Annotated in this window: 2 protein-coding genes; both read right to left on the bottom strand. The window is 73.3% G+C overall.

Annotated features, from left to right (window positions below):
- Positions 1-195: 195 nt before the first annotated feature.
- Entirely contained in the window at positions 196-1,176 is a 981-nt protein-coding gene (locus WBP48_RS01455) for a glycosyltransferase family 2 protein (RefSeq protein WP_424434999.1), read from the bottom strand.
- On the bottom strand, positions 1,173-1,575 hold a 403-nt coding region (locus tag WBP48_RS01460; RefSeq protein WP_424435002.1), incomplete at its 5' end, for an aminotransferase class V-fold PLP-dependent enzyme. The genes WBP48_RS01455 and WBP48_RS01460, both read right to left, overlap by 4 nt.

Genomic DNA, 1,575 nt, shown 5'->3' on the forward strand with positions numbered 1-1,575 from the left:
GGCCGGTTCCCCCGGTCCGGACGCCGCGCGGCTGCTCACCGATCGCGGCGTCGCCGATCCGCCCGCAGGCGAGCACGCCTGGCCGTACCTCGGCTGAGCCAGAGGGGACAGATGCCCACGGCGGCTCGTTTCTCCCCGACCGGCTTGGGCGATCGCGCGCGGCGCCTGCAATGAGGCCGGCTTGCGCGACTCGGGTCACCACAGCGCCGCGGCCGCCCGGAGGGCGGCGGACGCGTCGTTGAGCGCGATCGACTCGGCATCCGCCCGCGCAGCCAACCCGTTCACGAACGTCCCCAGAGCCCGGCGATAAGCGTCGTCGGGGTGATCCCGCGCGATCCGAACGAGCGGCGGCACATCCATAACCAGGACGAGCCGGATGCGAGCGCGGGCGGCGGCGCGCTGACCCGCGGCGTCGAGCACCGCGATGCCGGCGCGCATCGCGTCGAGGTAGTCGACCAGGACGGGCACCGCGTCCTTGCGCTGCGTGATGGATGATCCGTCGGCGCGCTCGCGCCAGTGGACGACGACATCGGGGATCACATCGATCGTGCGCGCCGTCGTGTAGAGCCGCTGCGCGACGACCTGGTCCTCGTACAGTCTGCCCTCGGGAAAGCGGATGCCGCCGCGGCGCCACAACTCCACTCGACTGAGCTTCGACCACGCGACGACATTGCCCGACACGGCCGGGTGCTGCGCGAGCGTCGTGCCGAGCCGCTCGGGCTCGGTGGCCGCCCGCACCCAGGGCTGCACGTCGCCCGGCGTGTATCCGCCGGCGTCGTCGGGGCGAAGGCGCACGTAGGCGCCGGTGACGACATCGCTTCCGGACCGGGTCAGGGTCTCGGTGAGGCGGCGCAGGGCTACGGGGGTGAGCACGTCGTCGGCGTCGAGGAAGCCGACGAAGGGCGTATCGACGAGGTCGAGCCCCGTGTTGCGGGCGGCGCCCAGCCCGCGTGGGACGGAGTGGGTGATCACGGTGAACCGCGGGTCGGATGCCGCGGCCCGCGCGAACAGCGAGCCCGTGGCATCGGTCGACCCGTCGTCGACGAGGATCGCCCGCCAGGCGGGCTCGGTCTGCGCTCGCAGCGAGGCCAATGCCTCGACGGCGTACGTCGCCACGTCGCGTCCCGGCACGATGATCGTGACGATCGGGTCGTGGGGTCGCGGGCGGTCGATCACGTGCCCGATCGTACCGCCGCGACGGCGTCGACCACGGCGTCGGCGACGGCGGCGAGGTCGGTGGCGGGGTTCGGAATCGCAACGGGAGTCGGGGTGGCTCCGCGTCCGAAGTCGTGTGCGAACGTGAACCGGACGGCGGTCTGCGCGACCTCGGGCGGGATGCCGAGGGCGAGCAGCACGTGCGACGGCTCATCGTTGCCGGCCGCGCAGGCCGAGCCGCTCGAGCTCACGACACCGCGCCGTTCGAGCTCCAGCAGCACCGCTTCGCCGCTCGTGCCTGCGAACGTGAAGCTCGCCGTGCCCGGCAGCCGGTGCACCGGATGACCGGTCAGCCGTGCCGACGGCACGCGGTCGAGCACCCGTGCGACGAAGGCGTCGCGCAGCTGCGCGACCCGGGCC

Origin of the sequence: Microbacterium sp. (assembly GCF_049661145.1) — a bacterium.
In the GTDB taxonomy this organism is placed as follows: domain Bacteria; phylum Actinomycetota; class Actinomycetes; order Actinomycetales; family Microbacteriaceae; genus Microbacterium.